This window comes from Psychrobacter cibarius (genome assembly GCA_030686115.1).
Classification (GTDB): domain Bacteria; phylum Pseudomonadota; class Gammaproteobacteria; order Pseudomonadales; family Moraxellaceae; genus Psychrobacter; species Psychrobacter cibarius_C.
Genome location: CP131612.1, coordinates 1,473,790 through 1,499,588, shown reverse-complemented (window position 1 = coordinate 1,499,588; position 25,799 = coordinate 1,473,790). Strand labels below are relative to the sequence as shown.

The following is a 25,799-nucleotide window of genomic DNA, read 5'->3' as shown; positions in this document are numbered from 1 at the left end:
AATTGCCGTCAAACAAGGAAGATAGCGACGTTAATATCGAGATATTGATAAGCTATTTGACGATGTTTAACAAAATTTAGCCATGTTTAGCCCATTTAGAGAGTAATTGATTGAATTGAGGACACGCCCTAATACCTGAAGAACATTGACGTATTTATTACAAACCCTTTACCGTTTTAACTTTTAGAATTGGACATAAAACCATGGATGAAACCCCAAATAAAAATATGGCTCACCAAGCTGAAGAAATCATTAATCATGAGCAATTTGAAGACATGCGTGATTTGTTAGAAGAAGACTTTGCTGATTTGATACAAGTGTATATCACTGACAGTCAGCAGCGAGTAAGTGCGCTGCGAGTCGCTCAGCAAGAAAATGACAATGCCAATGGTTTTGAGGTTGCTCATGCGCTAAAAGGGGCTAGCGCCAACTTGGGCACGACCCAATTAATAAACTTGAGCAGCCAGTTACAAGAGCGCTGCCGCGAGCGTCTTATCAGCGAGCAAGCGGCACTGATTGAAAGTATCGCCGTCGCATTGCAACGCGCAGAACAAGAAATCAATCTAAGATTGGGGTTGTAATGAGTAATGATTCTACCCCTATATTAGCAGCATCTACTGTCAATCATACGGTGAGCGACTATTTGTCTTATGTGCAAATTGTCATGGTTAATACTACTTTGCCTGCCAATATTGGCTCAGCAGCGCGCGCCATGCACACAATGGGCTTGTCTCGTTTGACAGTTGTCGATCCCAAGCTACCAATTGATGAAACCAGTGTGTCTCATGCAGCAGGTGGCAGCGAGCTGCTATCATCAGCCTTGATTGCACCTACTTTAGAATCTGCTATTGCGGATTGCCAGTTGGTATTTGCTGCCAGCAGTCGCAGTCGTCATTTGCCCCGTCCTGTGGTCACGCCTACACAAGCTGCCAAGATTATATTTGATTTTATCGATAAACAGTCGGTGTCGGGCAAAGACGATAGCAACGCTGATACCCTATCGGCTGCTACTACTAATAAACCAAATATCGCTATCTTATTTGGGCGTGAAGATCGTGGATTGACCAATGAAGAATTGGCTTATGCCGATTATCATATCCAAATTGATGCCAACCCTGCTTACCCTGTACTCAATGTCGCGTCAGCCGTGCAAGTAATCGCTAGCTTTATTTTTGCTTACGCGCAATCACACACTCAGACAGCGGATAGTTTAGATACTGCTTTGAGCACTACTACTCAGCCAATGCTCGATGTACATTTACGTCAGCAATGGGATGAACCCGCGATTACTCAGCAACAACTGCAACAGCTAACTCATCGCACGACCGAACTGATGGTTCAACGAGGTTTAGCCGATAGTGAAAACTTGAAGTCATTACCATCGCGACTGTCACGACTGGGCTCACGCCTACAGCTTGATCAAAAAGAGTATCAGCTACTCAGTGCTTTGATTGCCAAACTTGCAAAAGACTAAAGATTTTAATGTGCAAGGTTTCTGGCGTTGAGTTGCTATTGCATTAGCAGCCGTAGCATCTACAAATGCTATGATTTTAAAAATGATAGGATTCAATAATAAAAAGGAATTGATGATGAATTGGAATGTTTATTTGTCCGGAGAAATACACACTGACTGGCGACAAAAAATCATGCAAGGCGCGAAAGACCAAGGTTTAGACATTACCTTTACCTCAGCAGTCACTGAACATGAAGCCAGTGATGCCGCCGGTGACGTACTCGGTAAAAATGACAATGGCTTCTGGCGCGACCATCAGTCATCAAAGGTAAATGCGATTCGCACCAAAAACATGATTCAAAAGTGCGATATTGCTATCATTCGTTTTGGTGATAAATATAAGCAGTGGAACGCTGCATTCGATGCCGGCTACTGCGCGGCTTTAAGCAAGCCGTACATTACCCTTCATGCTGAAGATATTATCCATCCGCTAAAAGAAGTCGATGCTGCGGCAATGGCATGGGCGCAAACGCCAGAGCAAGTTGTTGAACTGCTAAAATATGTTGTCAGTGATAGCTAAATCATAAATAATTGCCTATAGATAAATTGTCAATGACTGGCATTTTATCTGTCAGTCGTCTGTTTTTATTTATCGCTCATCGCTATATTTTGTGCTGCAAAGCTGCTATAACTAAATAGATTGTAATCAAAAATATGATAGGACAATTTATGTCATTGCCAACTGCCTTATTCAAATCACTTTCACGCATCAAAAAAGACCTAAAAGAAGATATCGATGCGGTATTTAACCGTGATCCTGCTGCGCGTAATAGTCTGGAAGTCATCTTGACTTATCCTGGCATCCACGCGCTCATACTACATCGCGGTGCCCATTGTCTGTGGCAAAACGAGCAAAAGCTTGCTGCGCGAGTGATTTCTTATGGCTCACGTATCATCACAGGTATTGAGATACACCCTGCTGCCAAAATCGGTCGACGGTTTTTTATTGATCACGGTATGGGCATCGTTATTGGTGAAACGGCAGAGATTGGCAATGATGTGACCCTTTATCACGGGGTCACGCTTGGCGGCGTCTCTTGGAACAATGGCAAGCGCCACCCTACTTTAGAAGATGGGGTTATCGTTGGTGCTGGTGCTAAAGTATTGGGGCCATTTACTGTCGGTAAAGGCGCTAAAATTGGCTCAAATGCCGTCGTAGTAAAGGCAGTACCAGCAGGTGCGACCATGGTCGGCAGCGCTGCTCGGATGATATCAGACCATCACGACGAAAAAGGCAATCCAATTGTCAAAAAAGTCGATGATGCCAAGCAGCAAGAAAAAGTAGCGCAAGCTGCTTCTACAGATAATGGCATAGATAAAAAGGCAGTAGATAAAAAATCAATAGATGAAAAAGCCACCAACCGCTCAGCACGCGAAACTGCTTTTCAAGCTTATGGTATCGATCCAACCTCACAAGATCCCGTTGCAGAGGCGTTTGCTAAAATGCTCGAACACATTCAGCAATCAGAAAATCGCCTCGATCAACTACAAACAGCCATGTGCAAAATCGATCCTGACTTTTGTAAAAAAGAGTATGATAAATTATGCTTAGAGGATATCGATGTGATTGGTCGTGCTGATATGAATGTAGCAGGTACTGAACAGAAATGATCTGCTAGCTATAATCGATGATGAATACAAAAGAGGCCAAATGGCTTCTTTTTACATTTTAACCAATTGATAAATAGCGCTTTACTGACTAGCCATTTGACAAACAATATTTATAAAAAAGACGAGTCAGGCTGCGTCAAAAACGCTATTTCTTCGCTACTCGAAACCCGCCCTAAGATGTCATTACGATACGGATAACGACCAAAACGATCCATAATCACTTTATGTCTAAGCTCAGCATCCACAGTATCTGCATTGGTATACTGCTTAAATAGCTTTTCTGCTTGTTGATGAATCAGTTTTGATTCGCTGTGCATATAAGGCATCAATAAAAACTTACGTTCATCCATCGTTTCAAGTGTCTCTAATGCACCGGCAGCCACTGCCTTTTGCGCGAGCGCGAGACTCATCGCATCTTGGGCAAAAGCTGCTGGCGTATCACGGTAAATATTGCGTGAAAATTGATCCAATATAATAATTTCTGCTAAACGCCCCTTTATGCTGCTTCGCCATGTATAAAACTCTGCATCCGTCGCTTGCTCAAGTATATCGCTGTACCGCTCTATTAATAATTGATCAAACGCTATGTCTTTCTTAAAAAACTTCTCACTACTCACCTTATCAAAACAGAAATTTAATATGTCGTTGTACATCATTTCCTCACTACATTATTTAAAAAAAGTCAGCCAAAAGCATTATTCAAAGCTATGTTTAAAACTATCTTTTAAAAGCATCAAGCATTGACTTTTGGTTTCATAATCACTAAGGAGCATTTAGCGATTGTGTCCTATACTCTTTCATTATTCATAACTAAAAAAATAGGAAAACTCATGGCGCGTTTACAGAATAAAGTTATTATTATCACAGGTGCCGCCCAAGGCATGGGCGAGACTCATGCACGTTTGTGTATGCAAGAAGGCGCTAAAGTCGTCTTGACCGATATTAATTCTGATAAAGGCGACGCATTAGCAAAAGAGCTTGGCGCTGATGCGTTATTTATCAAACATGACGTCACCAATGAAGATGATTGGGCGCAAGTCGCTAAAGAAACACAGGAAAAATTTGGTCGAATTGATGTACTGGTTAATAATGCAGGTATCACTACGCACAAATCTATTTTAGATACGTCAGTAGAAGCGTATCGCAAGATTCTAGAGATTAATCAGGTGTCGGTCTTTTTAGGCATGAAAGCAGTCATTCCAACGATGAAAGCCGCCAAACAAGGTTCTATTATCAATATCTCATCAATTAATGGCTTGGTTGGCGGCGCTATCGGCTATACCGATTCTAAGTTTGCGGTACGCGGTATGACCAAAGCGGCAGCATTAGAGTGTGCCCCTCATGGCATTCGCGTGAACTCCATTCATCCAGGCGTCATCGCCACACCGATGATTATGCAAGGCGATACCAAAGATGCGGTTGAAGCATTTGCTAAAACTATTCCGATGAGACGTGTTGCTCAGCCCGAAGAAGTCAGCGGCATGGTGCTATTTTTAGCGTCAGATGACTCAAGCTACTCGACGGGTTCAGAGTTTGTCGTTGATGGTGGTTTGACGGCACAGTAGGCGTCATAGTTAAACTTTTTAAATGTGATATAGGCTGGGCATTTTGCTCAGCTTTTATTTTGAGAGGTTTTAAGAAAAACACTTGAGCGTGTCCTCAATAACTTTTATTTATTTAGAATAGCATCTGGGCTGCTTCATTTAACCTTTTAAAAAATGACCTTTAATCAACTCCTCTACCCCTGCTCTTTCATGCGCTTTGAATGGGTAACGGTCTGCCATTACAATCCAATTAGACTTTTCAAAATCCTTATTTTTGCTTAGGCTATTTTCATCAGAAACAACTTCTATTAATAGCGTTTCTATCAATAGAATATCGATATCCATCGTAACTTTTTTTATTGGCGTCTGAGCTTCTGTTAGACGCTGCCTATGACAGTCACCTTCAAGATCTTTAAAAACCTGCTGTAACTGTTGCAGTGTCATGGGCTCTACTAAGCGCAAATAAACGCACTGATTGGTATAATCGGGCTTTGGTTGCGCTTCGGTCGATGTAAAGTCAGGATTTTCAAATGCAGTAGATAACTGTATTCCCCCTAGCGCCGCTAGATCCTTTCGGACAAGCGGCAGATAATGTTCAGCTTGATAATTACTGCCTAAAGCCAATAATACTGCCGTCACAGATTGTGTTTGCAACTGTTCAGGCGTCTGCTTTTTTAGCGTTTCAAGACTCAAATCAGCCAAATTTTTATGCATATTATGCATCATCGTCCTTGCTTACAACTGGCTTATCTTCAATGGCCGTTGCATAACGCGTGATCTGTACCCCAACCGCATCGGCCTGCTTGATAGCAGTGGGCTTAGCAATGCTTAAAGTGATTTTATGACAGCTATATTTGGCAAGCAACTTATCAGCGATTTGCCCCGCTAAATGCTCTAGCAACTGCGCTTTAATGGCTTGGCACCACGCGCTCACATCATCGCAAACCGCTTTATAATTCAGCGCATCATTGACATCATCTGAGATAGCCGCACGGCTGATATCTGTTTCAAGTGCTATATCAATCAGCAGCGGTTGCGTGATTGCGCGCTCCCACGCGTAAACACCGATGACTGCTTCTACTGTCAAGCCTTTAACGAATATTACATCAGATTCGGTATGAAACATGCTCTCATCCTTGTTTGCTAAATTTTAATTAGATTTTGAACTCAGGTTTTTTAATTGGTTTTCTGCAATGCCTCTTCACATAAACGCGCAGCTTTTAGCGCTTTACTAGGGCGATGACGCCATAAGTCAATGCTGAATAATAACAGACCAAACCAAATCAGACCAAACACTGCAAGACGCTGTAAATCAAATGGCTCGTTATAATAGAACACCGCTAAAAAGAAAATAAAGGTCGGCGTCAGATAATTCATAAAACTTAAAATGCTATAAGCAACGAGCTTGGTAGATTTATTGAACAATAACAGCGGTATCAAGGTAATCGGCCCTGCAATCATTAGTAGCCAAATATTCGGACTAAACCAAAAACTCAATTGACTACTGACCACATCTGCTTGCCAGAACCACCATAAGCAAATCGGCACCAACATCGTTGTTTCGACAAACATGGCATCGACAGCTGTCAAAGGCGTCTGCCGTTGAATGGTGCCATAAGTACTAAAACTAAAGGCTAAAATCAGTGATATCCATGGCAAGCTACCAATCATAACTACTTGAATGACCACGGATAATAAGGCGAAACCGATGGCAACCCATTGCAGCGTACGTAAGCGCTCTTTGAATAAAATCATCGATAGCGCAACGCCCACCAATGGTCCGATAAAATACCCCAAACTGGCTTCGAGAATACGGTCGTGATTGACGGCCCATACATAAGTGAGCCAGTTGGTGGCAATAATCAAACCCGATATAAATGAGAACGCGATCCATCTCGGGTTTTTCTTTAAGGTATCGATCCACTGCCAGCGCTTGGTGACTACCAACACAATAAGCAAGCAAGCAAACGTCCAAATAATACGGTGACCGATAATCTCGGTCGCATCGTAGGCGGCCAATTGTTTAAAATATAATGGAAACCCACCCCAGATAAAAAAGGCAATGAGAGCGGTGATGATGCCACGTCTGGTTGTTTTAATGGGCGTAACTGGTTTTTTGATGACGTTTTGGGTGGTCATAGTACAGTACAACTTTTTAGAGCAAAGCGCACTCTTGCCCCATATTAATTTCTATATCAATTCAATGGCAAAAGCGCAGGGTCACTACAGATAGGATACAAGTTAAAAAGCAATGCACTCATGCCAATATAGGCATCAACACATTGCTAACGATAACAACTTTAAAAACAACATTTACATCAAGGCTAACGAGTAACTTTTTAGACTTTATTGAATGCTGTAGCCAGCATTTTACAAGTCAGTATTTTACAGCTCAGTGTTGCAAAAGCCAATAATACTATTCAGCAAGTTAATAGAGTTTGTGGTATTAAACCGCAGCATTATCAACTTTAATAGACATTCCAATGTGATTGGCAAGCTCTGCAAATCCTGGGAAACTGGTATTGACGGTCTCAACACCTTCAATAGTAATTTGCTTGGATGCACGTAAGCTGGCAATGGCAAAACTCATGGCAATGCGATGATCATGGTGCGAGGTAATATGACCGCCACCAAAGACAGGCTGGCTATTATTGATATTGCTATTTTGACCCTCAATACCTTCGCCTTCAATGCCCTTACCTTCAATAATCAAACCATCTTCCGTCACCGTACAATCAATACCCAGTGTTTGTAATCCTTCTGCCATGACTGCAATACGATCAGACTCTTTTACGCGCAGCTCTTTGGCACCAGTCAACACCGTACGACCTTGCGCACAGCTGGCAGCAATGAACAATACTGGGAATTCATCAATCGCTAATGGCACTAAATGCTCTGGGATTTCAATACCTTTTAGGCTTGAGCTACGAATAGTGATATCAGCGACTGGCTCGCCACCGACATGTGTCTCATTACTTAAGCTGATATCTGCTTGCATTAATTTTAAGATATCGATAATGCCCGTGCGTGTCGGATTAATACCTACTTGCATCAAGGTCAGCTCGCTATTTTGGCTGATCGCAGCAGCGACCATAAAAAATGCCGCAGATGAGATGTCAGCAGGGACAGCGATATCACCACCTGTGAGTTGCCCGCCACCTGCTACACTGATGCGGTTGCCATCGACCGTTACTGGATAACCAAAAGCTGAAAGCATACGCTCGGTATGGTCACGACTGACTTCCGGTTGGGTAACGGTTGTGGTGCCTTCTGCCCAAAGTCCAGCCAACAATAAGCAAGATTTAATCTGCGCAGAAGCCACAGGCATCTCATAATCGATACCTTGTAATGGCTTACCGATAGTCGCTCGACCAGTGATACTAAGTGGCGCCGTACCACTATGACCCGTACTTTGAATGACTGCACCCATCTCGCGTAAAGGTGCGGCTACACGCTCCATTGGACGCTTGTTCAGGCTGGTATCGCCTGTCAACACGCTGTCAAATGATTGCGCCGCCAAAATACCAGCCAGCAGGCGCATGCTAGTACCTGAGTTGCCCATATACAATGGTGTTTTACTCGGTTTCAGACCGTTCATACCCACGCCATGAATGGTCAATTTTCCGTTATCAGGCCCTTCAATGGTCACGCCCATATCACGGAATGCTTGCAAGGTGGCAAGCGCATCTTCCCCTTCTAAAAATCCAGTGACATTGGTCACGCCTGTCGCAAGGCTGCCCAGCATAATGCTGCGATGCGAGATAGACTTGTCACCAGGAATGGCAATAGTGCCCAATACAGTATTGCTAGGAGTAATATTATAAGAAGCTGACATGGCAGAAGTATCCGTATAAGGAGTGCTGGCTAACATATGGCCAAAATGTCGCCGTGCGGCTTGCGCGCGGCCCAAAAGTCCCATCAGGGCGGTTGAATCTTTATCGATGATAAGCTGACGCATAGTCTGTAGGTAAACGCCATACTCATCAAGGGCGCTAACAATCGCGCTTTCGTTGGCAAAAAATATATCGTGCCACATTTTAGGGTCACTGGCAGCGATACGGCTAAAGTCACGAAAGCCGCCCGCTGCGTAGCGAAACATATCTAAATTGTCATCATGGCTTGCCAGCTGCTCGACCAAATTAAAAGCGAGTAGATGTGGCAAATGACTGGTGTGCGCCAATATACGATCGTGGTGTTCCGCATCCATTGATATAACGTTTGCACCCACCGCTTCCCATAACTGCTGCAGCTTGGTAATCGCTACATTGCTTGTAGTAGGTAGCTCGCAGATAATGACACTATGATTAACAAACAATGTCGCGCGTCTGGCATGATATCCTGAATTCTCAGCACCCGCAATCGGATGTGCAGGCACCAATCCTGTCGGCAACGCACCAAACACCGCTTGAGCCGCATTAATAATATTGACCTTGGTGCTACAAACATCAGTAATGATGCAATCAGTAGCAAGTTGTCCATTATCCATCGCTGCTTTGATATCGACAAATACGGCGTGCACCGCTTGTACTGGTACGGCGATAACAATTAAATCACTACCAAACACTACCTCACTTAAGACAGCACTACCAGCGTCTAATAAGCCGTGCTGAATGGCTTCGTCGATGCTTGGTACATGTCTATCAACCGCCACCAAGCGCTCACTTAAACCATTGTCTTTAATGGCTTGGGCAAGGCTCGCACCGATAAGCCCTAGACCAATCACACAAATCTGTTTAAATAACGGCGGCTGAGTATTCATAGACTGCATATTATTGTTTTGATTGCTTATGTTTTGATTGCTTATATTGTTTTGCTGGCGACTCACGGCTTTTCTCGTTAAACAAACTAGCGTCAGAATGACTAAAACAAGCCGACGCTAGTGTCAGAAAAATGATTAATAAATTATTTACTTATCCAAAACGACCTAACATACTTCTGATCAATTATCAGTCAAGATTGAGCGCAGTGTATCAATCAGGCGCATATTTTCTTCTGCTACCCCTACTGTGATACGTAGCCAATGAGGTAAGCCATAGCCCTCTAATGGACGGACGATAACACCCTGCTCTAGCAATGCTTGATGAATAGAAGCAGCGGTGATGTCTTCCATCTCAACGGCTATTTCTACCATAATAAAGTTGGCATGAGACTTAATGAAACCCAACCCTAACGCGTCAAACTGCTTTTCTAACCAGCGCATTTGCTCATCATTCATCAGACGAGTTTTTTCGATAAAGTCTGAGTCAGCAAGTGCAGCCGCCGCCGCCGCTAAAGCCACCCTACTCACGTTAAATGGCTGACGGATTCGGTTGAGTAAGTCCGCGACAGCCACTGAGCTAAGCGCATAACCGACACGTAAACCCGCCAGTCCATAAGCTTTGGAAAAAGTGCGCACGATGACGACATTATCAAATTCATCTAACAACGCCCTATTATTACTTTCAGGGCTATATTCGATATACGCTTCATCTAATACCACCAATACCGAGCTTGGTATACTAGCCATAAATGCTCGTAACTCTTGAGGCTCAAGCTGCGTGCCAGTTGGATTATTAGGATTGGCGATAAAGACTATTTTAGTATTGGGGTTGTCTTGAACCGCTTGACTCATTGCTTTTAGATCATGCCCAAAGCGATGGGCAGGCACTTCTATACCTGTGGCCCCTTGTATTTTAGCCAACATCGCATAAACGATAAAGGCATATTGACTGTAAACGATAGCATCGTCAGCACCAGCAAAACTACGCGCTAAAATATCAAGCAAATCGTCAGAGCCATTACCCAAAGTAATCTGCTCCACACTGACATCATTGAAGTCAGCCAGTGCTTGTTTTAGATAGTAACCGTTGCCATCAGGATAACGTGCCAACTGACTCAATTGCTCAGTAATCGCTAGCGTGACGTGCGGTGAGCAGCCTCTTGGGTTTTCATTACTGGCAAGTTTTACCACATCTGAGACGCCATACTCACGCGTCAACTCTTCAATCGGCTTGCCCGTTTGATAAGGCACCAGCTCTAAAATACTATCGTAGGCAGGTACAAGCGGTGATAAATTTGACTCTACTGAATGAGATGACGGCATGATTTATCCTTAGATATGATTTTGGCAAGTGATGTGACCCATTCGGCGTTATATCGTTGGTTCAATTTCAAAGCGAGTCAAGGGTAACCAAGTGCAGATGATTATGTGATACTTCACACGAGGTAAACGCCATGACTCTTTTACAGTAGAGGGACTATAGCACTGCTTTTGGATAAGAACCTAGAACACGCACATCTTTTACCAACGGACGGATATCAGCGATAGCAGCGCTGACGTTTGGCTCGTCAATATGACCATTCATGTCGATGAAAAACACGTAAGCCCACTTATTCGGACGCTCAGGACGGGTTTCGATACTGGTCATCGACACGCCATGATAAGACAAAGGCTTCAAAATCTCGATCAATGCGCCCGCTTTGTCATGTGCTGATACGACGATAGACGTTTTATCCTGACCTGATGGCGCAATCGCTTCGTGACCGATGATAAGGAATCGCGTGGTATTACTCGGGTTGTCTTCGATATTTGAATATAGCTTATGCAAGCCATATTCAGCAGCAGCCACATCACCTGCAATTGCTGCTGAATGCCATTCATTTTTCAAGCGGCGGGCAGCTTCGCCGTTGCTCGATACCGCCACGCGCTCGACATTAGGATAATTTACATCGAGCCAATGACGACACTGCGCTAGTGACTGCTGATGCGAGTAAATACGGCTTAAACCATCAAGTTTGGTATGCTCAGCGACCAAGAAATTCTGATGAATCGGCAGCTCAACTTCTCCAATTATCTTTAAGGTAGAAGACAAAAAGCCATCTAACGTATGGTTGACCACACCCTCAGACGAGTTTTCGACTGGCACCACACCATACATCGCTGTGCCTGCTTCAACTTCACGGAATACATCAGTGATGGTGGTCATTGGTACGGTATCAGCGGCTTTACCGAAATGTTTGAGCGCAGCAGCATGAGTAAAAGTACCTACTGGTCCCAAGAAAGCAATGCGCTGCGGTGCCTCTAAGTCAAGGCAGACCGACATGATTTCACGGAACAACCGCGCCATTTTGTCATCAGCGATCGGACCTGTGTTACGTTCCATCACCGCTTTTAGCACTTGCGCTTCACGCTCAGGGCGATAAAAAATAGGATTGCTATTGTCGGCAGTCGGGTTATTGACAATGTGTTGTTTCTTTACTGCGGCCACTTGCTGAGCCAACTTGGCACGGTTATTAATCAGTGTCTGGATTTCGCAGTCTACTGTATCAATACTTTGGCGAATATCGTCCAAAAACGCTTTTTCAGTTGCAGTATCGTTAGCCCCTGCGATGGCTTGATTTAGCTTATCCATGTTTTGCTCTGATGACTGCTCACTCATTACCGCCTATCCTTTTTCTAAAATTATTACTGAGTTTTTTACTAGTTAGGTACTGCTTTTTTAACTTTGAAGGCTTTAAATATTGCTAATTATCGACAACCAATCATCTCATTATTAAATCAGCACTCAATGAAGGTCAAAGGTGTCAAGCATACTAGCAATGATATTCGATAGAAATCACACTAAATAGCAGATAGTTTCTCAAAATACCCTGCACGGCGAGCGCTATCGTCTACTATTGCCGTATGTTAGTCACACACACCAGCATGCAAATGTAGCAGCCAGATCGCTGACCCGCTCTACTATAACAAAAACTATCGACAGTGCCCATGTGTAAATGCGCGTAAATTCGTCAATATTGGCAAACAGAGGCAATATGGCAGCGATGTACGGCAAAACTATGAAGGAACATCCACTCAAAACTATGTTACAGTCTGAAACTGATAGCAAATAGCAAATAGCAAATAGCAAATAGCAAATAGCAAATAGCAAATAGCAAATAGCAAATAGCACTATAAAGTAGAAAATTACCACGTAACTGAACACAACCTGTTTTTGATAAAAAAGGATATCTGATGAGCGCATTACAACAGCTTCGTACCATGACCACCATTGTCGCTGATACTGGTGACCTTGCCGCCATTGCGCGCTTAAAACCTATCGATGCGACCACCAATCCAAGCCTCATTACCAAAGCACTCCTCCATCCTGACAACCAAGGCATGCTGTCAGAAACCATGAGTCGTCATAATGGCAATATAGATGCAGTGATTGACGCGCTGACCATTCAGGTTGGCTGTGATATTTTAGAGCTTATCCAAGGCCGCGTCTCTACCGAAGTGGATGCTCGTTTGTCTTATGACACTCAGGCGACGATTGATAAAGCCTTAGCATTTATGGAAGCTTACCAAAAAGCAGGGGTTAACTCAGAGCGCGTATTAATTAAGATGGCCGCGACATGGCAAGGTATTGAGGCAGCACGCTATCTTGAAACCCAAAATATTCACTGCAATTTAACGTTGTTATTTGGACAGCATCAAGCAATTGCCTGTGCCGATGCAGGTGTGACATTGATATCGCCTTTCGTTGGTCGTATTTTAGACTGGCAAAAACGCCAACAAAATCGTCAAAACGTGCCTGCTTCTGATGATATGGGCGTGCAGTCTGTGAAGCGCATTTATCAATACTACAAGCAGCATAACTATAATACGCAAGTGATGGGCGCAAGCTTTCGCTCGACTGAACAGATATTGGCGCTAGCAGGGTGTGATCTATTGACCATCGCGCCTGACCTTATCGACGCGCTGGCAGCGATGGATACTGAGGTGATACAGCAACTGTCACCTAGCATGTCATTAGATGTAGCCGACATGAAACGCGTGAGTCTAACGCGAGAGGAATATAGTAGCGCCTATCAACAAGACACGGTTACACAAGATTTATTACCAAAAGGTATCGATGGCTTTATTGGTGCTCGTGATGAGCTTGCTCAGATGTTAGCAGCGATGCGTCATTGATACGAGCGTCGAGCGATATAAACGGTGATGAATATGATCAACACTTTACAAACCTCAGTCGCAGGTTATAAAAGAAATTTGCCTGCTAATAGTAAGTTGGCTATCATGGCTCACTTCTCACAACAAGAAGCAAGGCTTGATTATGAAACGGCTATCAGTGTTATTAGTGGGTGGTGTTCTAGCAGTCAGCACGCATGCAGTGAACTGGTCAAAAATATCAGAAAGTCCTACTGGATCAATTTTTAGCTTAGACTTGGACTCTATTGAAAGCTCCGACATCAATATCATAGACGAAAAAAGTGTCGAAAACATCACTGTATCTATCCGCAGAACATACCCTGCACAAAAAGATGAAACAAAAGTAGATAAGGAAGGTCAAGAAAAAGCGATTCATCATAGCGATCAGCAATTGCTCATCTCTTGTAAAGACGCCAGTTACTATAGACGCGCTTACGTTAACTATGATGCCAATAACAAGGTGTTAGAATCTTGGCAATCAGAAAAACCCATATTAACCACCAAAGATTTTAAGATAACCAAGCCAAAAACGATCAGTCGCATGCTAATAGAACAGGCGTGTAAAACTTACCTTACCAGCAAGACAAGCAACGTACGTTAAGACAAAGCAAATACAGGCAATCAAAAAAGCGCGCTAAATTCATTCAGCGCGCTTTTTTGATTGCTTCATTTCACGCTATTCACTAAGCGTTGCCAGTTTTAAGCCTTTAAAACCGTATAGACAGGCACTGGAAATTCGCCATGCAAATCAACCAAATCTAGCAATACTAACGCCCCAACCACGGTATGGTCTGCCGATTTACACAGCTCATAAGCGGTGGTTAAAGTGCCGCCTGTGGCTAAAATATCATCGACCAATAGCACGCGCTCTGGCGGTAGATTGTTTTGCATCTCAAGCGTGTCTTTACCATATTCTAGAGCATACGCTTTATTGGCAACGGGCGGTGGCAGCTTACCGGGTTTACGTAGCAAAATCATCCCTTTTCCCAATCGACCTGCGAGCAAACTTGCAAAGACAAAACCACGCGCTTCAACTGCACCCAGACAATCTACCTCATCCATCACCCCTTCAGGCAGTGCGGCGAGCAATGCATCTATCACCTCATTAATATGACTGCGCAGTAACGGCGTAATATCATAAAAATCAATGCCGACTTTCGGGAAGTCTGGTACTGTGCGAATCACTTGCCAAAAGGGATGATCCGTATTGAGCTTATTAGACGACTCATTTTCGACATTTTTAGATGTAGCGGCAGCATTAATGCTCATGGTAACCCTTAGCGTATATGACTTAGATAATGTAATTTAGATAATAATATATCAACGATAAATGATGGCTAATACTGTGAATTTAGCGGCGCTTATTATAACATAATTGATAGAAATATCGCAGTTGAGCACGTAAGCGTACAGGTGCTTACTGACAGACAGAAGACCTAAACCCCTTGATAAAAACCAATCAATCTCAATATACAAGTGTAAACTTAACGACGAAAATCACGGTTATATGCTAAACTATGTGCGCTTTTACAGTCTCATCTAACGCCTATGATTGTAAATATGAACGTCAAAAACACCCTGTAACACGGATTATAAACACTGATAATGCTCGATAGGACTATTTATGAAACGTTATGAATGTATCGTCTGCGGCTGGATATATGATGAAGCACTCGGCTGTCCCGAAGAAGGGATTGCCCCAGGCACCAAATGGGATGACATCCCTGATGATTGGACCTGCCCAGAGTGCGGTGTGGGCAAGCTTGATTTTGAGATGCTTGAGCTGTAATAGACGACCCTCTAATTAGGACACTTCATGACAACATCGAATGACATCAAACCATCGGCAACCCTACAAGAAGACTTAGGTGGCTACCCTACTCCTGAGTGGCAAAAGTTTGGCGCGCACCAATGGCGAGACTCTGACCTTAGCAAGCATCTGTATCAATCAATGATTGATATCGGCGATGGCATTGAGCTGTGTGTTGAGGCAGGTGGCAATCCTAATAATCCACCACTGCTCATGATTATGGGACTTGGCTCACAGATGATATTTTGGCCAGATAATTTTATCAAGCGCCTTATTGATGCCGGGTTTTTTGTCATTCGTTTTGATAATCGTGATATTGGTCTGTCTTCTAAAGTGCAGATTGATGGACTACCGCGTATCAGTCAGCTAAAAATGATGATGCGCCTGCAAACGGGGTTGTCCAATAAAGGTACGCAAGTTGCTTATAATTTAACGGATATGGCAGAAGATACCGCTCGTTTGATTAAGGCATTGCAGTTGGGCAAAACCCATCTGATTGGCGCTTCGATGGGCGGCATGATTGCGCAAATCGTAGCGGCACGTTATCCAAGTTTAGTACAGCGCATGGCGTTGATGTTTACCACGACCAACCGTGCATTTTTAAAACCACCAAAACCTAAGCAGCTATATACCCTGATCAACCGCCCTGAAAGTCATTCTGAGCGCGATATCGTGCGCCATAGCGTGTGGTTTATGAAGACAGTCGGTACGCCTGGGCATGTCAACGTACGTATGGTGCGTGAAATTGCCAAATTGCGTTATCAGCGCAACTTTCATCCGCTCGGCACGGTACAACAGCTCAATGCTATCTTAGCGTCAGGCTCTATCAGCCGGTTTAGCAAGCAAGTCAAAGCACCTACTATCGTACTGCATGGTAGCGCAGATGGACTACTGCCCGCCTCACAAGGTCGCGTGGTTGCCAAGACCATTCCGAATGCCAAGTTTCATTTAATCGAAGGCATGGCGCATGATATTCCTGAATACTATCAACCTTATATGGTTGATTTAATCAGCAATCATTTATTAGACAAATAGTTTTAGTTGTCACACAATCCATAAAAAAGAGCATAAACCCTACTACTGACTCATAGGTTTTACGCTCTTTTTTATGCTGGTATTTTACCTAGGTCATTAGATCATGTAGGTCTTTAGATTTGGACGCGCCGCTTAATCACAGCCCACTCCTGTGCCCTCTTTGTCGATACACATTTTATTGCCGTTTTTTAGATTGCCAATCCACGCTTTACCACCAGTAAAGGTAAAGGCGGGTTTGCCTTGATAAAGATCACCAGCTGACACACCGCTATTGGCAAAGCGAAAAGGAATCACCAACTCGCCACCAAGATTAACAAAGCCCCAGTTTTCATCGATGCGCACGCCAGCCAAGCCTTCGGCAAAGGGACGCACCTCGTCAAAAGAATAGGTAATCATGGTCACATTATTGTCATCGATAAATCCCCATTTGCCATCTTGCTGACGCGGTTGTAGCATCGTAAAACGATTGGGAAGTGTCTGGTTGGATGAGGATGCATTGCCATTAGCGCTGGCAGGTGCTCGTGGCGTCGTGGATTGCTCGTTGTTACTACCATTTGGGTCACTGGTCGTTTTGCCGTTTTCATCAATCCAACTGATCGCTTGATTTTTACGTACACGGGCGATACCATTTTGGTAATCATCAATATCATTAATCGCGGACGAAAACGGCACGATGGTTTTATTACTAGTAGTAATGACCCCATATTTACCATCCTGCTTTACCACGATACGCCCATTAGAGACGGGACGCGCCCAACCCTGTCCTTCTTTAAGCACATCATACATCGCAGGCACTACTTCACGACCTTGCATATTAAGATAACCGACATGACCATTGCGCAGTACAGGCAGTAAACCTGCCGATATCTTACTGGCATCGACTTTTTGATAACGTGATAAATCAACGACGCTTTTGCCCTTACTATTAATCAAAGCAACTGGCGCGCCGAAATCTTTTGTCGCCAAAAAATAGCCGCTATTTGCCGTACAAGCCACGTTTTTATAATAACTTTTTGGAATTTTGCAACTGGCCGCTTGTACGCTTGGCGCCATAAATAGCGTAATAGCAAAGATGGCGATAGCAAAACCAGATATCAATGGTCGTTGTTGTAGGGATAATGAATGTCGCAACATAGATGAACCTAGGCTAATGATATTGAAGTACTTGATGTAAAGACTAATAAGAAACTATCCTGTTTTATTGTGCCACTACAGTGATTATAAACCACTAGATTAACAAATAGTGATATCCACGCCAACATCGTTCCTGTAAGAGTGTCTCCACCATATATTCGCATTGTTATAGAGGTTCTCTTATGTGAGCGAAGCTCAAGGGCGTCATTGACTTTATCCCTAATTTATAACGCGATAAAACCTGATACAGCAATAATAAATCAAACAATAAGCATAAATGATGGTTTGACCATTTCATTTTAGCGTCAAAACCTAGACAATACGGCTTGTATTAGCGTCAGTATTCATTGGCGTCATCGTTGATACAGTAAGATAAAATAATAATATGGATATAAGGACATTGTATGGCGATTGCTTCTTCACGCTCTGCCTCTACTGGGTTGGTCATTGGTTGTATTATCTTTGGTCTGGGTAGTTTGATTGTCGCTCACGTTGATATTGGCGGTTGGGCAATGGCATTTTGGCGCTTGGCTATTTCAGGTGTCGTATTCGCTGTATTGGCCAAAATCATGGGACAGCGTCTACCCCGCTCAAGGCGCGCTATTTTTTATGGTTTATTATCAGGTGTCTTTTTAGGCTTAGATCTGGCGCTCTGGCACGAGAGTATTTATGCGGTCGGCCCTGGCATCTCAACTTTATTGAATAGCCTACAGATTTTCTTTTTAGCCGCCATTGGGTTTTTATATTTTAACGAACGCCAATCTATATTGCAGCTCATCAGTTTGTTTTTAGCCATGTTTGGTGTGGCCATGATAGGCAGTCCTGAGTTTGCGCATAATAGCGCCGCCACTTGGGGGTTCATCACTGGTATCGTTTCAGGGGCAATGCTAGCGGCATCGATGACCTTTATCCGTAAGACCCATGATACTGAACCCACACCCATATTTATGCTGATGCAGCTGATTAGTATCGGTGGTGTATTGGCGATGATTATTCCTATGTTTGTGTTTGATATGGGTCATATTTTGCCAAATACTTGGTCTGAGATTGGCTGGGTGCTCATCTACGGCACAGTGATGCAGTGCTTGGCGTGGGGGCTAATTGCCTATTCCATTCCTAAGCTGTCTTTGGCGTTAACTGGGTTATTATTATTGACCGAACCGATTGCCGCACTGGTCATTGATTATAGCTGGCTGGACAAACCGATTAATAGCTTACAGTGGAGCGGTGCTCTGCTGACTATGTTTGCAATCTATTTGGGTTCACTGAAACCTAAGCCGCGCGCCCTACGACGTTATCGGTTTTTCTCAAAATTTTACAAGCGAGACTACAAGTAGCTTTTATTCTGCATTTGTTGCCACTCCATAAAAAGCACCCATGCTATCGGTAGCATGGGTGCTTTTTATGGAATGAATATGCTGTTACCATCATTAACTGATAGGTTTAAAACCTCAGCATCATACAAGCTGATTATTTAGCCAATGATTGATGAGCGGCCTTTGCTTCAGATCCTTGGTTAAATAACGCATTTAAGACAATCGCTGCTAAAGTCGCCGTACCGATACCGCCCAAATCAAAGCCGCCTAAATGCAAACTAAAGTTACCGGTACCCATAATAACGGTCACAGCCGCGATAATTAGGTTACTGTTTTTGCTAAAGTCGATACGACTGTCTATCCAAATTTTGACGCCTGCAATAGCAATCAAACCGAACACCACAATGGACGCACCGCCCAATAAAGCGGCTGGTATCGTCTGAATGATGGCACCAAATTTCGGTGATAGTCCCAATAAAATAGCCACCACACCTGCCACGACAAATATTGTTGTGCTATACACCTTAGTCACCGCCATCACACCGATGTTTTCAGCATAAGTCGTCACACCAGTACCGCCAAATCCTGCTGAAAAAGTGGTTGCCAAACCATCAGCAAAAAATGCTCGACCCATATAAGGCGTTACACGAGCTTTGGTCATACCTTCGACAGCCTTAAAATGCCCTAAGTTTTCAGCCACCAAAATAAAGGCCACAGGCGCAATCAGAATAATAGCACTCATCTCAAAGCGAGGCGTATGGATACTAGGTAAGCCAAACCACGAAGCAGCTGCCACACCACTAAAGTCAATCGCCGTACCAAAACTCATGACGTTGGTCATGATAAAATAGGCAAAATAGGATAATATTAAACCAACCAGTAATAGCAGACGACGCAGCATACCACGTGTAAAGACAGCCACACCACTGATGAGTAATACGGTCAAGGTAGCCATCCAAGCATCAAACTGATTGGCAGACACCCCTTGAATGGTCACTGGTGCTAAATTAAGACCAATGATCATCACGATAGCACCGGTAACGATAGGCGGCATCAAACGCTCAATCCAGCCAGTACCCGTTTTCATCACCAGCAGCCCAATTAACGCATAAATGATACCGCAAGCCATGATGCCGCCCAAAGCGACATTCAAATTACCATTGAACCCTGCGCCTGCATAAGCTGTCACAGCGATAACGGGACCAATGAAAGCAAAACTTGAGCCCAAATAGCTCGGCATGCGCCCACCAGTGATCATAAAGAACATCACCGTACAGATACCTGACATCAAAATGGCTAAGTTGGGATCAAAGCCCATTAACAGCGGCGCAAGCACGGTCGCACCAAACATCGCAAAAGTATGCTGTACACCTAATAGCACGCTTTTTGACGGTGGCAAATATTCATTGATACCGACCGGATCACGATCTAAATCACCTTGATAAGGACGCCATGTCGGAAACCAGCGTCCATTTTCAAAGTCTGGATTGTACGGAGGACTGATCGCCGCAGCCTCTAATCCATGTTCAGCAGATGGTGCTTGAGTGCTGTTTTCTAAAGGCGAGGAAGGGTCTTTTTGAGAGGGCATACACGCTTGTCCTATGTAAACTGGGCTAAAATAATAGACAACAGTAAATGAAAAATAAAAATTGAGTTAAATCAGAGCACCAATCGGCAAGAATATGTGGCTAGAAATTACGATAACGAGTAAAATCCGCATCTTTTCATTTATAATATGTCGCTCTGACTCATTCATTTATGTTGCAATATGGCAAACCAAAAGTATTATTTGGTATGATGACCATGTTTTGGTAGATGTATGTGGTCGGATATGTTTAACTAAAAAAATGGTTATGGTCGCTTATGACTCAGTGTACTCTGCAGCGACAATCAACTTACAGGATGTTACATAGCCATTAGCTCCGAGCATGATAGCGGAGTTTCAAAACAAATAAAAGTTATTATTCAATCACCATTTTTCCTCTTTTGCGTTAATACTTCCATGGGCGGTGCTTCCTCTACACCTTTGTCGGTGCTATAAGCGAGAGCTGCCTGTTATATTCTCAATGAAAGTGCATAAAGCAGCTATACAACATGTTAGTGCACTTAAAAAACTTGGTAAGTTATTATGATTAGTGTTTTTGATTTATTTAAAATTGGTATTGGCCCATCAAGCTCACACACGGTAGGACCCATGGTCGCCGCCAACCTTTTTTTGGGCTCATTAACCAAGCAAACAGAGCTGACGGCTATTACAGGCGTTGAAATTGAGCTTTATGGCTCTTTGGCAGCCACAGGCAAAGGGCATGCAACCGATACTGCTATATTGTTAGGGCTGCTTGGGCATGCTCCTAGTACGATCGATACCCGTTTGACCAGTCAATATTTGTCACCGATTTTTTCAGACAAACAGCTCAATATAGCAGGCACGCATGTTATTGCCTTTGAGACAGAGCGCGATATTCATTGGTATGACGAAACCGTTTTACCCTACCATCCTAATGCCTTGACTATCCGTGCATTATTGACCGACGGCAGTCATTATCAACAGACCTATTATTCGGTAGGTGGCGGCTTTGTTATCAATGAAGAAGATGCCACCAATCCGGATGAAGATAACGCCACGCCGACCATTGACGCCATTCCTTACCCCTTTAATAGCGCCGCAGAATTGCTGGAGCAATGTCGTCAACACCACTTAAGCGTGAGTGAATTGGTGCTGGCGAATGAATGTCATTACCGCAATCAATCAGAAGTTTTTGCTTATTTAGACTCTATTTGGGAGTCAATGCAGGACTGCGTGACGCGAGGCTGTCAAAACAGTGGCATATTGCCTGGAGGCTTGGATGTAAAGCGCCGTGCTCAAGCATTACATCTACAATTGTGCGCCGAGAAAAACCAACCCATTACCAAAAATGACAAACTCGCCGCCATGGACTGGATTGATTTATATGCCTTGGCGGTCAATGAAGAAAATGCCAATGGCGGAAATGTCGTCACTGCCCCCACCAACGGTGCAGCAGGTATTATTCCTGCAGTCATGCATTACTATCGCGACTTTTTATCAAGCTATAGCCAAGATGGTGCACGCAAGTTTTTGTTAAATGCGACTGCTATTGGCAGTTTAATCAAACAGAATGCCTCCATCTCTGGCGCTGAAGTTGGTTGCCAAGGTGAAGTGGGTTCTGCTTGTGCCATGGCAGCTTCTGCATTGGCAGAAATCTTGGGCGGTGATCCAGCTAAATGCCTTAATGCGGCCGAAATTGGTATTGAGCATAACTTAGGTCTAACATGCGACCCTGTAGGCGGTCTAGTGCAAGTGCCTTGTATCGAGCGCAATGCCATGGGTGCTGTCAAAGCTGTCAATGCGGCACGACTTGCTTGCCGCGGTAATGGACAGCACTTTGTCTCTTTAGATAAAGTGATTGAAACCATGAAAGTCACTGGTGCGGATATGCTAGATAAATACAAAGAAACCTCACGAGGCGGTCTTGCCGTTTATGCAGACAATCGTATCCCTACTGCCACTCATGGCGTCAGTGTAAAATATAGTCAGTGCTAGAGCGTTCTCTAAATTCGATTGACTGTTATCTAAATGGGGATACGTTCTAACATAACGATTGTTTAATATAGCTTATCCTGACATCACATTCCCAAGTATTTGCTAAAATAAAAAAGACCCCTAATACAGAATTAGGGGTCTTTTTTATTTTGGTCAAATATGCTCATTAACTAGACATGCTCAATGATTCATTACTCAGCTGTTTTTGAAACCACTTCGTTTAGAATCCAAACTGGCTTGGCCATGTTAGTATTTTCATCCATCATTACTTCTTGGCGAACATCTAAAATATAACGATAGTTTGGCTCATAAGTGAAGCCCTGAATATTGCCGTTTAAAGGTGTGTAGTTTTTCTGATAAGTCTGACGATACTGTAAGCATTCTGCTTCAACTTTAGTACCCTCAGCTGTTGACAGCTCACAGACAGCTTTCAGTGGTGCTACTTCTATTTCAAAACTTGGAATGTTAACCACTTTAACATTCATAGGTTGCCCATCGACAACCATGGTACGTTCGTTATCCATACCCATGGTAGAACAACCTGACAAGGCAAAGGCGGTCATTACTGCTGCAAGTACTAATTTTTTCATTATTAAATCCTCAGTTAATGGTTATAAATACATTATTGATGGTTTGAGATTATTGTTTTGGACACATCATGCTGGTAAATATATTTTAAAAATATCAGTCGATTTTTGCGATGGGTGTAATACTGGTGTAATGCTACTGTCGATATTGAGCCAAGCAAGAGTGTTCACTCTGATTTAGCTTTACCGGATAAATCTATTAAGTCTCAATAATGTCGTCTATTGTTTGTTTACTGAGATCAGTATAGAGCGCAACTCGTCTTCTGCTCTATAACTGCTTTGTAAAGTAACGTCAGCTTTTGCAACTGATGTTAATGGAACGTATGAAATAACAGGGTAAATTGATACATACTTATTGACACATAATTAATATGCACAATAAAAAGCCAGAGCGATACATGCTCTGGCTTGATAATAAATAGACCAAAAAAATGATTGGCTTTAGTTTTTAATAATTATCAATAGTTTTTAGCTGCGATAATCCGCATTAATTTTAACGTAGTCATAGGACAAATCACAAGTATAAACTGTGTCACTGGCATCGCCGCGAGCAAGATCGATATGAATGGTAATCTCAGGACGGCTCATGACGGTCTTACCCGCCGCTTCCGTATAACTAGGCGCGACGCCACCATTCTGGCAAATCATGACTTCATCTAGATAGACATCCACTTGTTCCGTATCCAAGTCTTCGATACCAGCATAACCAACCGCCGCTAAGATACGACCCCAATTGGCATCGCTAGCGAAGAACGCGGTTTTGACCAACGGTGAATGCGCGACTGCATATGCCACATCGCAGCACTCTTGCGTTGTCTTGCCACCAGTGACGTTGACGGTCATAAACTTGGTAGCACCCTCGCCATCACGTACGATTAATTGCGCCAGACGAACAAACACCTCGGTCAAAGCCGAAAATATAGCCTGATAATGCGAATGTTCTGGACTATCAATGATATCTGAGCTGGCAGCACCCGTGGCGATCAACACACAGCAATCATTGGTTGAAGTGTCGCCATCGACAGTGATGCGGTTAAAAGACTGTTCATTGATGGCACTTAGCATTTCTTGTAATAGGTCAGCAGCGATATTGGCATCAGTTGCCACATAGCCCAGCATGGTTGCCATATTAGGGCGTATCATGCCTGAGCCTTTCGACATACCTGTCACATGATAGCTGACACCCGCTACGTCGATTTTTTGGCTAGCGAGCTTCGGAATCGTATCTGTGGTGCGAATACCATTCGCTGCGGCAAGCCAATTATCAGCCCCCAAATTGGCAAGTGCATTATCTAAGCCCGCGATGACCGCATCGCTATTTAATGGCTCGCCAATGACACCGGTCGAGAATGGCAATATTGCATTACTATCCACGCCAGCCTTACTCGCCAGAGCGGCACAGATATCAACGGCGCGACGTTTGCCATCAGCGCCCGTCCCAGCATTAGCATTACCCGTGTTAGTGACCAAATAGCGCGGACTGGCCTTGGTAAAATGCTCGCGCAATACCCGTACAGGTGCTGCACAAAAGGTGTTTTTGGTGGTCACAACCGCAGTGGTCGCGGTATCAGCGATCTCAATCACTACTAGATCATCTCGGTCTTTATAGCGTACACCTGCGGCAGTGGCGCTTAGCTTGATTCCTTCGATAGGATAAATAATATCAGGTACTGCAACATTTCCGACTGCCATGGTTCAATCCTTATTGTAAAATTTTTATCATTATTTATAACAGATGATGCGGTAAATACTAAGATGCGTTGAGCGTTCAACCATGACGCTACTGCTAGTGAAATGCTAAACGCGACCTATGTAAATATTACCGTTTTTTTAAATCAAATGCCGACCAAATTGGCGCATGATCAGACGGTTTTTCCATCGCCCGTAGCTCATAACTAATCCCAGCATCAACACAGGCCTCAACAAGATCCGAGCTGCACAAAATATGATCGATACGCAAGCCACGTTTCGGCTCATCATTGAACCCACGGCTTCGATAATCAAACCAGCTATATAGCTCTGTGCTCTCTGGATAATGTAAGCGATAGGTATCTGTCAGCTCGCGTGACATCAGCGCCGCATACCACTCGCGTTCTTCTGGTAAAAACGAGGTCTTTCTATTTTTCAACCAGCGCTTAGCATTGACGTCGCCAATGCCAATATCAGTATCTTCTGGGGCAATATTCATATCACCCATGATTATGAGCGAGCGACCTTCTGCTTTTAGGGTATCGATATACGCCATTAAATCTGCATAATAAGCGCGCTTCATCGGGAATTTGGTCGGATGATCTTGGCTTTCGCCTTGTGGAAAGTAACCATTGAGCACATCAATTTCACGACCCTCAAACTCATATCGTGCATGAATAAAACGCTTCTGTGCCTCGACATCTTCACCAGGAAAACCCTTTTGCACAAATATAGGTGCAACCTTGGATAGTAGCGCCACACCATAATGGGCTTTTTGTCCAAAGTACTCTACGTGATAGCCCAGACTCTCTATGTTTTCCAGAGGAAACTGTTCATCATGTACTTTGGTTTCCTGTAGACCCATCACATCAGGATCGATCACTTCTCGCACGGCCTCAAGCTGATGTTGACGAGCGCGAATACCATTGATATTAAAACTGACAAAACGGGTCATAAATTATCCTATACTAATTGATGAAAATACGGTGCTAATATAAAGAAATGGGCTATGAAAGTGCATAATCCACTATCATAACAGACGTCG

Annotated in this window: 24 protein-coding genes; 11 read left to right on the top strand and 13 right to left on the bottom strand. The window is 43.6% G+C overall.

Annotation, left to right across the window (positions count from 1 at the left end):
- The first annotated feature begins 203 nt into the window (after window positions 1-203).
- The 4 genes from Q6344_06335 (at window position 204) to cysE (ending at window position 3,124) form a co-directional block, all read left to right on the top strand.
- Window positions 204-581: an Hpt domain-containing protein gene (locus Q6344_06335; protein WLG14947.1), complete on the top strand. Its 378-nt coding sequence runs from the start codon at window positions 204-206 to the stop codon at window positions 579-581.
- Window positions 581-1,474: an RNA methyltransferase gene (locus tag Q6344_06330; GenBank protein WLG14946.1), complete on the top strand. Its 894-nt coding sequence runs from the start codon at window positions 581-583 to the stop codon at window positions 1,472-1,474. The genes Q6344_06335 and Q6344_06330 overlap by 1 nt, the downstream gene beginning before the upstream one ends.
- Window positions 1,475-1,589: 115 nt before the next feature.
- Window positions 1,590-2,033 carry a YtoQ family protein gene (locus Q6344_06325; protein ID WLG14945.1) on the top strand — a complete coding sequence of 148 codons (444 nt, stop codon included), beginning with the start codon at window positions 1,590-1,592 and terminating at the stop codon, window positions 2,031-2,033.
- A 149-nt stretch (window positions 2,034-2,182) separates the two neighbouring features.
- Window positions 2,183-3,124: a serine O-acetyltransferase gene (gene cysE, locus Q6344_06320; protein ID WLG14944.1), complete on the top strand. Its 942-nt coding sequence runs from the start codon at window positions 2,183-2,185 to the stop codon at window positions 3,122-3,124.
- 110 nt (window positions 3,125-3,234) lie between these two features.
- Here the strand turns inward: cysE and Q6344_06315 are convergent, their stop codons facing one another.
- Entirely contained in the window at window positions 3,235-3,780 is a 546-nt protein-coding gene (locus Q6344_06315) for a DUF924 family protein (protein ID WLG14943.1), read from the bottom strand.
- Window positions 3,781-3,954: 174 nt separating this feature from the next.
- Here Q6344_06315 and Q6344_06310 point away from each other — a divergent pair, with 174 nt between their 5' ends.
- Window positions 3,955-4,689 carry a glucose 1-dehydrogenase gene (locus tag Q6344_06310; GenBank protein WLG14942.1) on the top strand — a complete coding sequence of 245 codons (735 nt, stop codon included), beginning with the start codon at window positions 3,955-3,957 and terminating at the stop codon, window positions 4,687-4,689.
- A gap of 138 nt (window positions 4,690-4,827) precedes the next feature.
- On the opposite strand, the gene Q6344_06305 is transcribed toward Q6344_06310, so the two are convergent.
- The 6 genes from Q6344_06305 to pheA all read right to left on the bottom strand — a co-directional run bounded on the left by Q6344_06305 (window position 4,828) and on the right by pheA (window position 12,086).
- Window positions 4,828-5,391: a 2-amino-4-hydroxy-6-hydroxymethyldihydropteridine diphosphokinase gene (locus Q6344_06305; GenBank protein ID WLG14941.1), complete on the bottom strand. Its 564-nt coding sequence runs from the start codon at window positions 5,389-5,391 to the stop codon at window positions 4,828-4,830.
- A complete protein-coding gene (gene folB, locus Q6344_06300) occupies window positions 5,384-5,794 on the bottom strand; it encodes a dihydroneopterin aldolase (protein ID WLG14940.1) in 411 nt (136 codons plus the stop codon). Before folB ends, Q6344_06305 begins: the two co-directional genes overlap by 8 nt.
- A 50-nt stretch (window positions 5,795-5,844) precedes the next feature.
- Entirely contained in the window at window positions 5,845-6,807 is a 963-nt protein-coding gene (gene rarD, locus Q6344_06295; GenBank protein ID WLG14939.1) for an EamA family transporter RarD, read from the bottom strand.
- Between the two features lie 307 nt (window positions 6,808-7,114).
- The gene (locus Q6344_06290; protein ID WLG15161.1) at window positions 7,115-9,427 is read right to left on the bottom strand and encodes a bifunctional prephenate dehydrogenase/3-phosphoshikimate 1-carboxyvinyltransferase; all 2,313 of its coding nucleotides are present in this window, start codon (window positions 9,425-9,427) and stop codon (window positions 7,115-7,117) included.
- Between the two features lie 180 nt (window positions 9,428-9,607).
- On the bottom strand, window positions 9,608-10,750 hold the full coding sequence (gene hisC / locus Q6344_06285; protein ID WLG14938.1) for a histidinol-phosphate transaminase: 1,143 nt from the start codon (window positions 10,748-10,750) through the stop codon (window positions 9,608-9,610).
- Between the two features lie 154 nt (window positions 10,751-10,904).
- On the bottom strand, window positions 10,905-12,086 hold the full coding sequence (gene pheA / locus Q6344_06280) for a prephenate dehydratase (protein WLG14937.1): 1,182 nt from the start codon (window positions 12,084-12,086) through the stop codon (window positions 10,905-10,907).
- Between the two features lie 575 nt (window positions 12,087-12,661).
- Here pheA and Q6344_06275 point away from each other — a divergent pair.
- Together Q6344_06275 and Q6344_06270 are read left to right on the top strand one after the other, a co-directional pair.
- Window positions 12,662-13,603 carry a transaldolase gene (locus Q6344_06275; GenBank protein WLG14936.1) on the top strand — a complete coding sequence of 314 codons (942 nt, stop codon included), beginning with the start codon at window positions 12,662-12,664 and terminating at the stop codon, window positions 13,601-13,603.
- Window positions 13,604-13,745: 142 nt separating this feature from the next.
- Window positions 13,746-14,222 carry a hypothetical protein gene (locus tag Q6344_06270; GenBank protein ID WLG14935.1) on the top strand — a complete coding sequence of 159 codons (477 nt, stop codon included), beginning with the start codon at window positions 13,746-13,748 and terminating at the stop codon, window positions 14,220-14,222.
- A gap of 98 nt (window positions 14,223-14,320) precedes the next feature.
- On the opposite strand, the gene Q6344_06265 is transcribed toward Q6344_06270, so the two are convergent.
- Window positions 14,321-14,890: an adenine phosphoribosyltransferase gene (locus Q6344_06265; protein ID WLG14934.1), complete on the bottom strand. Its 570-nt coding sequence runs from the start codon at window positions 14,888-14,890 to the stop codon at window positions 14,321-14,323.
- A gap of 355 nt (window positions 14,891-15,245) precedes the next feature.
- Between Q6344_06265 and Q6344_06260 the strand changes: the two genes are divergently transcribed.
- Complete coding sequence (locus Q6344_06260) at window positions 15,246-15,410, top strand: rubredoxin (protein WLG14933.1); 165 nt, start codon at window positions 15,246-15,248, stop codon at window positions 15,408-15,410.
- A 27-nt stretch (window positions 15,411-15,437) separates the two neighbouring features.
- Window positions 15,438-16,466: an alpha/beta hydrolase gene (locus Q6344_06255; GenBank protein ID WLG14932.1), complete on the top strand. Its 1,029-nt coding sequence runs from the start codon at window positions 15,438-15,440 to the stop codon at window positions 16,464-16,466.
- Between the two features lie 132 nt (window positions 16,467-16,598).
- Here Q6344_06255 and Q6344_06250 read toward each other — a convergent pair whose 3' ends face one another.
- Complete coding sequence (locus tag Q6344_06250) at window positions 16,599-17,600, bottom strand: WG repeat-containing protein (protein WLG14931.1); 1,002 nt, start codon at window positions 17,598-17,600, stop codon at window positions 16,599-16,601.
- A gap of 404 nt (window positions 17,601-18,004) precedes the next feature.
- On the opposite strand from Q6344_06250, the gene Q6344_06245 reads away from it, so the two are divergent.
- Window positions 18,005-18,937 (top strand): DMT family transporter, encoded by a 933-nt coding sequence (locus Q6344_06245; GenBank protein ID WLG14930.1) that lies wholly within the window; start codon window positions 18,005-18,007, stop codon window positions 18,935-18,937.
- A 133-nt stretch (window positions 18,938-19,070) separates the two neighbouring features.
- On the opposite strand, the gene Q6344_06240 is transcribed toward Q6344_06245, so the two are convergent.
- The gene (locus Q6344_06240; protein WLG14929.1) at window positions 19,071-20,504 is read right to left on the bottom strand and encodes a solute carrier family 23 protein; all 1,434 of its coding nucleotides are present in this window, start codon (window positions 20,502-20,504) and stop codon (window positions 19,071-19,073) included.
- Between the two features lie 540 nt (window positions 20,505-21,044).
- Between Q6344_06240 and Q6344_06235 the strand changes: the two genes are divergently transcribed.
- Window positions 21,045-22,478, top strand: a complete 1,434-nt coding sequence (locus Q6344_06235; GenBank protein WLG14928.1) for an L-serine ammonia-lyase — start codon at window positions 21,045-21,047, stop codon at window positions 22,476-22,478.
- A gap of 191 nt (window positions 22,479-22,669) precedes the next feature.
- Here Q6344_06235 and Q6344_06230 read toward each other — a convergent pair whose 3' ends face one another.
- From Q6344_06230 to xthA, 3 genes are all read right to left on the bottom strand, one after another.
- Window positions 22,670-23,068: a DUF4377 domain-containing protein gene (locus Q6344_06230; protein ID WLG14927.1), complete on the bottom strand. Its 399-nt coding sequence runs from the start codon at window positions 23,066-23,068 to the stop codon at window positions 22,670-22,672.
- Between the two features lie 465 nt (window positions 23,069-23,533).
- Complete coding sequence (gene argJ / locus Q6344_06225; GenBank protein WLG14926.1) at window positions 23,534-24,757, bottom strand: bifunctional glutamate N-acetyltransferase/amino-acid acetyltransferase ArgJ; 1,224 nt, start codon at window positions 24,755-24,757, stop codon at window positions 23,534-23,536.
- A 127-nt stretch (window positions 24,758-24,884) separates the two neighbouring features.
- Window positions 24,885-25,709: an exodeoxyribonuclease III gene (xthA, locus tag Q6344_06220; protein WLG14925.1), complete on the bottom strand. Its 825-nt coding sequence runs from the start codon at window positions 25,707-25,709 to the stop codon at window positions 24,885-24,887.
- Between the last annotated feature and the right edge of the window lie 90 nt (window positions 25,710-25,799).